Origin of the sequence: Schlesneria sp. (assembly GCF_036405755.1) — a bacterium.
In the GTDB taxonomy this organism is placed as follows: domain Bacteria; phylum Planctomycetota; class Planctomycetia; order Planctomycetales; family Planctomycetaceae; genus Schlesneria; species Schlesneria sphaerica.
This window is the reverse complement of the sequence record NZ_DASWWZ010000735.1, coordinates 1-7219: the sequence shown is the minus strand read 5'-3', so window position 1 is coordinate 7219 and position 7219 is coordinate 1. Positions and strand designations below refer to the sequence as shown.

Below are 7219 nucleotides of genomic sequence, written 5' to 3'. Positions count from 1 at the left end.
GGTCAAGAGACGCTTGTGATTGACTTCGTCACTCGAGTCGTCGACGGCTATGAAACGGCGGTTGTGTTGCTTCAGGGGGAAAAGGCTCGACATGAGTTTGTGACTCGGCTGGAGCAGCACATTTTTGCGAAGCTGGATTTCAACTTTCTGTTATCGCCTCGCATCCTGCGGGAATGTCGTCTCCGTGAATTTGGACGATATCTGCCGGGGGGAATCCCGGTCCGCGCCCGCCCGACGTACACCCGTCCGGAAGTGGGGGAAAGCTTTGCCTTCAACGCGACTACATGGGTTGCCCCGGATTTCGAAAACTACTTTGCCGACGATGAGGACGCGGGCCGGAAGCTGGATGAGGTTTATCAGCAGAAGGAAAGCCTTGAAATGAGTGACCGTGAGCTGCTGAGACTTTTTCGACGCGGCGTCCGGCGATCGAAGCAGACACCCAATGAGATGTTCGGGTGGATCTCGGGCGCCTTAGGCTGGCCCCTTGATCCCATGTTGAGCGAGATCATGTTCCAGGCCGTGGATCCAAGAGGGCCTTTTCCTTTCCGTGATGCTGCTGTGTACTACGGGTACAACCTGAATAAACCCAAGACGAAGAATATGCTCGAAGCGCTCGTTCAAGCCTATCTGGCTGAGCCGTTCGACCGCACTTCGAATAGCAACTTTCGTGGACGGATCCTGTGGTCTGTCCGTGACCATGAAGATCACCGTTATTTCCTGGCCACTCGATTCGAGTCGGCACTCAAGAATCATCAGCAACTTTCTGACGAGGCGCTGAGGCCCACCGATCTCGCGTATCGCCAATTAGCGAACCGTGCGCCCCCGAATCAACACGAGTATGACCATCGAATCGTCGATGTCGTCGGCTTTGTGATTCCAGAGAATCAATCGCTGATGGCTGCTAAACAACTCTTCGAAGATCGAATGGAAAGCAATGAATTCTTACTCGACACGGAAATTCGTCAGGAGAAAAATCAGGTCCAGGGTCTGAGCGTGACTCGGGGCTTTGAGGGACCTCGGTTACTTGCAGCAAAGTTGAAGGAAGAATTCAATTGGCCCGTGAATTTCGCACTTCCATTGACCCCCGTGGTCTGGAAGGAGCTGGGAGACAAACTTCCTGCTCGCTTCCAGGATTATCTGCCTGTCACGAAGTAAGTCGTCATCAGGGCCTCATCAGTGCATCATCGAGGGGAAGACGCAGCGGCCTCTCGCGCCGTTGATGGTGTATTGAAGTCCGTGAGCTGCCGGGGAGTACGAGCCGCCCGCAAGGCATTCAGTACTGCGAGCAGATCGATGACTTCCTGGGCAATTGCGCCGCCGACAGGCGACAGCAGTCCGAATGCCGCCAGGATCATTCCTCCGATGCTCAGCAGCATGCCGCCGAGTGAACTCTGTAGAACAATATGGCGTAACTGCTGGCCGATATGCAGCAGTTCATCAACCTTACTGAGTGAGCTGTCGAGGATCACGGCATGAGCGGCTTCAGAGGTAATGTCGGATGCTCCCCCCATCGCAATCCCGACGGTGGCCGAAGTCAGTGCCGGTGCGTCATTGATTCCGTCACCGACAAAAACCGTGTTGGCTTGTTTGGTCTCGTTACGGACCAGAGCCAGCTTCTGCTCGGGAGTTTGACTGAAGTGAACCTCCGAAATGCCGATCAGACCTGCCAGATAACGGACTTCCGATTCACGGTCACCGGAGACGATCATTACTTTGTGGAAACGGTGCTTGGGACTCAAGTGCTTGATGAAGGGGGCTCCTTCCATCCGCGGTTGATCCCGAAAGCGAAAAGTGACAGGGATTGTTTCATCGATCAGCCCGATACATTCCATGCCGGCGACCTGCGGCGGAAGCTGTTCGAGAATGCGGGCCACGCGCTCGTCCGAAGCTTCTTTTGTGAGTTTGCCGCGACTGGTGACGCGGATCTGTCGGCCGCCAACGGTCCCGACAAGTCCCTGTCCGGGAGGTTCGTGGACCTGAGTCACTTCCAGCGTGGCAGCACCTTTGTCATGAGCCCGAGCCGTAATGGCCGAGGCGAGCGGATGCTTGGAATAACGCTCGATACTGCCGATGAATGCCAGGGCTTCTTGCTCTGTTGTTCCTTCGCCGCAGATGACTTCGGTCAGAGCGGGGCGACCGTATGTCAGCGTACCCGTCTTGTCGAAGATGGCGACGCGACAGGTGTCGATTCGTTCCAGAACCGACGGGTCGCGAATGATGATCCCGCGACGTGCCGCCAGAGAAATCGAGCCGATGATCGCGACGGGGATGGCAATCAACAATGGACACGGCGTCGCAATCACAAGCACGGCCAGAAAGCGAGTGACCTCGCCACTAAGCCACCAGGCGACGGCCGCAATGGCAATCGCCAGTGGAGTATAAAAGGCTCCCAGACGATCGCCGATTCGCCGCATACGAGGACGGTTTTCGTCGGCGACCTGCATGACTTTCATAATTTGCGCGTAGCGGGAATCGACAGCCAGTTTGTGCGAACGAATGGTCAGGGCCGATTCGCCGTTCAAGGCCCCCGACATCACTGTCGAGCCCGCAGATTTGGGCATCAGGTAGGGCTCGCCGGTGAGGAACGATTCGTCCATCGAACCTCGACCTTCCAGTACGACTCCGTCCACGGGACAGATTTCATGCGGAAACAGAACCAGGACGTCTCCGACCGAAACCTGATCGACGGCGATGTCGACGATGGCGTCTGCTTCCTTGCGGTGAGCCTTTGTAGGCATGCGCCGGGCCAGTGCATCCAGGACGGACGAAGCACTGCGAATGGCCCAGGCCTCAAGGGCTTCGCCCCCGGACAACATCAACACAACGATCGTTCCTGCCAGGTATTCTCCCAGCAGCAGCGAGGTCATGATCGAAAGTCCTGCCAGGAGATCCGACCCGAATTGGCCGCGCACCAGATTCCCCAGCAGTCCGATGACCAGCGGAAGACCTCCCACAACCAAAGCGATCACCAGCGGCCAGTCCATGATCGGCAGCGGACCGGCGGTGGGTGCGGTGCCGACTCCAAACCGGATCGCGAGGTGCACCAGAATGGAGATTGCTGCCAGAACAGCGATCGCGATGTCGTACCGGTGACTGTCGTCGGGGCGGGGGGGGGTGGTCATTGTGCGCTGCCATGCCATAGTTGGGTTGTTGGCAGGGCAGCATATCATGCCCGATTCGGCATGTCGTCATGCAGCGGAAGCGGCTTACGGCGCTTCGGGGTCAGGCGACCTTCTGTTCTGGCGAATGGGCCAGACTCCGCTCAAGGCATTCGGCTCGCATAATTTTCAGACTGCGAGGAGCTTCTACTCCCAGTTGCACAGATCCATTCGACATTCTCACAACCTTGATCGTAATGTCGTCGCCGAGCTTGATCACCTGGTCGAGTTTACGGGTGAGCACGAGCATTGGAAGAATCCTTCAGACTTGCCGCGATCGCGGGCAGGGCGTCAATAATCGCCCCGGCGCGGCACCCGTGAATCGTTCACGGTCGCTTCGAACGGGGGTAAGATACCAATCCGAAATCGACTGTCAACCCATGTTCGCCTCATTAGCTGGGCTTGTTATCCATAAAAAGGGGATGCAAACCGGTTCAGGGAAACCACGGATTTGAGGGGGCGAGCGGAAGGAGCGGTTTCATCTTAATGCTCTACACAGAAGCATGTTGCGGATCCGGCGGATTCGACAAAAGAGATCTGGACGAACGTTTTCTTCGTTCGTGTTGTTATATTGATGGAAAAGCTGCGTTGCAGTTGCAGCGCGGTCCCGGGGGTACTTTGTGACCCACCCTCTTCCATGCCCGGAATTAGACAGGAGTTGCAGGCCATGATGTTGTCGACGACGAAATTGAACGGCCAGCCCTCGATCCGACGTTGCGTTCGTGCAATGGCGGGGCTTGTCCTGTTGTTGCCACTCGTGGCAGATTCGTCGGTGCTGCGGGTTGCTGCGGCGGAAGAGCCGATCAGGACGCGCGGTGCAGACATCGTGGTGCAGGAAATCAATCGCCTGATCCGCGAGACGTGGAAAGACAACGAGGTCGAACCTTCTCCGGTGGCGGATGATGCGGAATGGATTCGACGCGTTTACCTCGACATTGTCGGGCACATTCCCGCTGTCGAAGACGTCGAAAAGTTTCTGGCAGACAAAGACAAGGCCAAGCGGGCCCAACTGATCGACCGGTTGCTGGATGATCCGGGATATACCCGCAACTGGACCACCATCTGGACTAATCTGTGCATCGGACAGCAGACGCCACGCCGTGTGAGCCGAACCGGGATGCAGAAGTTCTTTCGTGAGGCGTTCGGCAAGAATCGTCCCTGGAATGAGATCGTCAGTGATCTGGTGACCGCGGAAGGTCACTATGAAGAGAACGGGGCAGCGAATTTTCTGCTCGCCCAGATGCAGGATCAGGATGATGGCATCCAGATGACCGCCAAGACGACCCGGCTGTTCATGGGGATGCAGGTTCAGTGCACTCAGTGCCATGACCATCCCTTCAACGATTGGAAGCAGGATCAGTTCTGGCAGTTCAACAGTTTCTTCCGTCAGACCGCCAAGGTCGATCACCGCAGGTTCGATCAGAAGACGGGACAGATGGTCGACGACTTCTCGGAAATTGTCGAACGCGACTTTTCCGGGCCTGTCTATTTTGAAAAACGGAGCGGCCTGATGAAGGTGGCTTATCCATCTTATTTCGGTGTCGACATCAATCCCGACAGCACCACCGATCGGCGCCGCGAACTGGCCAAACTGATGACGGTTGGGGATCGCCCGATGATTGCTCTGGCCTACATCAATCGCTTGTGGGCTCACTTCTTCGGCTATGGCTTTACCAACCCGATCGACGATATCGGGTCGCATATTCCGGTGACCCACCCCGAACTGTTCGACCGGCTTGCGGATGAATTTGTGAAGAGTGGATACAACTGCAAGCAGGCGATCCGCTGGATCGCGAACAGCGAAGCCTACAACCTGACAAGTCGGACGACGAAGAAGAACGCCCAGGATAACCCTGCCATTGGCGAAGCGGCCCTCTTTACTCATGTCTATGTGAAGCCAATGACGGCAGAGCAGCTTTATGACTCGCTGATCGTCGCCACGAATGCTCACAAATCCGGACGGTCGGGCTGGGAACAGGCCGAGGTTCAGCGACATGCGTGGCTGCAGTCGTTCGTGCAGACCTTCGGAACCGATGAAGGGGACGAAGCGACTTCCTTCGACGGCACGATTCCTCAGGCGCTGATGATGATGAATGGACCTCTGGTCCAGGACGCCGTCAGTGTGAAACCGGGCAGTTATCTGCATCAGTTGCTGACAGGCAAGGGGACCGACAATCACAAGATCCAGCGGCTTTATCTGTCTGCCCTCAGCCGGATGCCAAATAAGGCCGAGATTGCAGCCGCCCAACGCTTTTTGAACAGTAACCAGGATCCCTTGACGGTTTATCAGGATCTGTTCTGGGCACTGCTCAATTCGAACGAGTTTATCATCAACCACTGACGTGCGTCGGCCATTTCCACTTCTTCTCGAGTCTCCCTTTTCACATCGGAACGCGTTATGAATCTGAATACACCCTCGGGCATGTCGCGACGTCATTTTCTGGGGCACCTGGCAGCGGGCGCTTCCGTCTTGCCCGCGATGAATTTCATTTCGCACGTGAAGGCAAACGCGGCGGATCTGAAGAAACGCCAGAAGGCCTGCATCCTGATGTGGATGAGTGGTGGTCCGCCATCGATCGACATCTGGGACCTGAAGCCCAATTCCAAGAATGGGGGCGAGTTCAAGCCGATCAGCACCAGCGGCGGCTTGGAGATCAGTGAGCATATGTCGAAAACGGCTGAGGTGATGGACAATCTGTCGGTCATTCGTGCCATGAGTACCCGCGAAGCCGATCACGGCCGGGGTCGGTACTATATGCACACGTCCTACGTACCCACTCCGACGGTGATTCATCCTGCGTTCGGGTCGGTCGTCAGCTACGAACTGGGAACGAAGCGGAAAGACCTCGAAATTCCCGCCTTCATTTCCATCGGCGGTGGTGGTTCCAGCCCCGGCTATCTGGGGATGACCCATTCGCCGTTCCTGGTTAACACCAGCGGGCAGATCGATAACGCGGGACTGGGTGGATTGGGACTGGACAGGCTCGAACAGCGCCTGCGGATGCTGAATACGGTCGAGGATAACTTCATTCAGTCGCAGCGAGGGGAATCAGGGCAGGCGCACAAGGACGTTTACGTCAAGGCGGTCAACCTGATGAAGTCGCAGCAGATGGATGCTTTCAAGATTGATCAGGAAAAGAAGGAAGTTCTCGACGCTTACACGGGAGCCCCCGCACGTGGAGGTGCCATGGGAGGGGGCGGACAGTTCGGTCGCAGCCTGCTGATGGCACGACGACTTGTCGAGGCCGGGGTTCCGTTCGTCGAAGTCGATTTTGGTGGCTGGGACCTGCATGCGAACGTCTTCGAGACCTTGAAGACGCAGCGACTTCCTGCACTGGATGCCGGGATTGCGGCACTGACCGCAGACCTCAAGCAACGCGGCATGTTGAATGACGTGGTGCTGGTCTGGATGGGTGAATTCGCACGAACTCCTCGCATCAACCAGGACGTCGGTCGTGACCACTGGGCCAATAGCTGGTCAGTCATGATCGGTGGGGGTGGACTGAAGGGGGGGCTGGCTGTGGGTGAAACCGACGCAGACGGCATCTCTGTCGCCAGCAGCAAGTCGTACCAGCCCGGTGACGTCTGGGCGACCGTAGCCCATGCCTTGGGGATTCCGCTCGATACGGTTCACAAGTCCAAGAATGGTCGCCCAATGAAGCTGGCAAACGGCGGTACGGCCATCCAGGAACTGATCGGATAACAAGAATCCTGGCGACAGGGGAAAGACGAAGCGGCTCTTCTTCTCTTTCTCTTGAGTGCCGGGAGTAGGAACAGATCGAGGTCCTCATTCGGGGAATGCGTCCCGGACAAATTTTCCAGACGAGGCCTCGTCTGTTTCTTGTATGACAGACGATTGTTGAACCCTGAGGCGACAACCACTTCGGCCGTGGAACTTGCCGTCGGTGTTGTCAGGGCGTGGCGGGAATTTTTCCGTAGTGATCCGGTGAAATCGTGACAGAAGACGCCACTACCGAGCCTCAGTCCTCTGCCCCCAGTGGTGAGTTTGTGCAGTTGTTCACTCACCATCAGCGGCGGCTGTTCCTCTATATCCTGTCTCA

General features: G+C 56.7%; 5 protein-coding genes. 3 read left to right on the top strand and 2 right to left on the bottom strand.

What is annotated here, in order from left to right:
• Positions 1-1155: hypothetical protein (locus VGE80_RS24225; RefSeq protein ID WP_440594439.1), on the top strand; the 1155-nt coding region annotated here is incomplete at its 5' end.
• A gap of 26 nt (positions 1156-1181) precedes the next feature.
• Here VGE80_RS24225 and VGE80_RS24220 read toward each other — a convergent pair.
• On the bottom strand, positions 1182-3122 hold the full coding sequence (locus tag VGE80_RS24220) for a heavy metal translocating P-type ATPase (RefSeq protein WP_440594438.1): 1941 nt from the start codon (positions 3120-3122) through the stop codon (positions 1182-1184).
• 100 nt (positions 3123-3222) lie between these two features.
• The gene (locus tag VGE80_RS24215) at positions 3223-3408 is read right to left on the bottom strand and encodes a carbon storage regulator (protein ID WP_373649392.1); all 186 of its coding nucleotides are present in this window, start codon (positions 3406-3408) and stop codon (positions 3223-3225) included.
• A 417-nt stretch (positions 3409-3825) separates the two neighbouring features.
• Between VGE80_RS24215 and VGE80_RS24210 the strand changes: the two genes are divergently transcribed.
• Together VGE80_RS24210 and VGE80_RS24205 are read left to right on the top strand one after the other, a co-directional pair.
• Positions 3826-5499 (top strand): DUF1549 and DUF1553 domain-containing protein, encoded by a 1674-nt coding sequence (locus VGE80_RS24210; protein WP_397568386.1) that lies wholly within the window; start codon positions 3826-3828, stop codon positions 5497-5499.
• Positions 5500-5556: 57 nt separating this feature from the next.
• Positions 5557-6861 carry a DUF1501 domain-containing protein gene (locus VGE80_RS24205; protein ID WP_440594437.1) on the top strand — a complete coding sequence of 435 codons (1305 nt, stop codon included), beginning with the start codon at positions 5557-5559 and terminating at the stop codon, positions 6859-6861.
• Positions 6862-7219: the final 358 nt, after the last annotated feature.

Coding starts and splice junctions, on each gene's coding strand:
- VGE80_RS24220 (WP_440594438.1), bottom strand. CDS start 3,122: ATGACCACCCCCCCCCGCCCCGACGACAGTCACCGGTACGACATCGCG.
- VGE80_RS24215 (WP_373649392.1), bottom strand. CDS start 3,408: ATGCTCGTGCTCACCCGTAAACTCGACCAGGTGATCAAGCTCGGCGAC.
- VGE80_RS24210 (WP_397568386.1), top strand. CDS start 3,826: ATGATGTTGTCGACGACGAAATTGAACGGCCAGCCCTCGATCCGACGT.
- VGE80_RS24205 (WP_440594437.1), top strand. CDS start 5,557: ATGAATCTGAATACACCCTCGGGCATGTCGCGACGTCATTTTCTGGGG.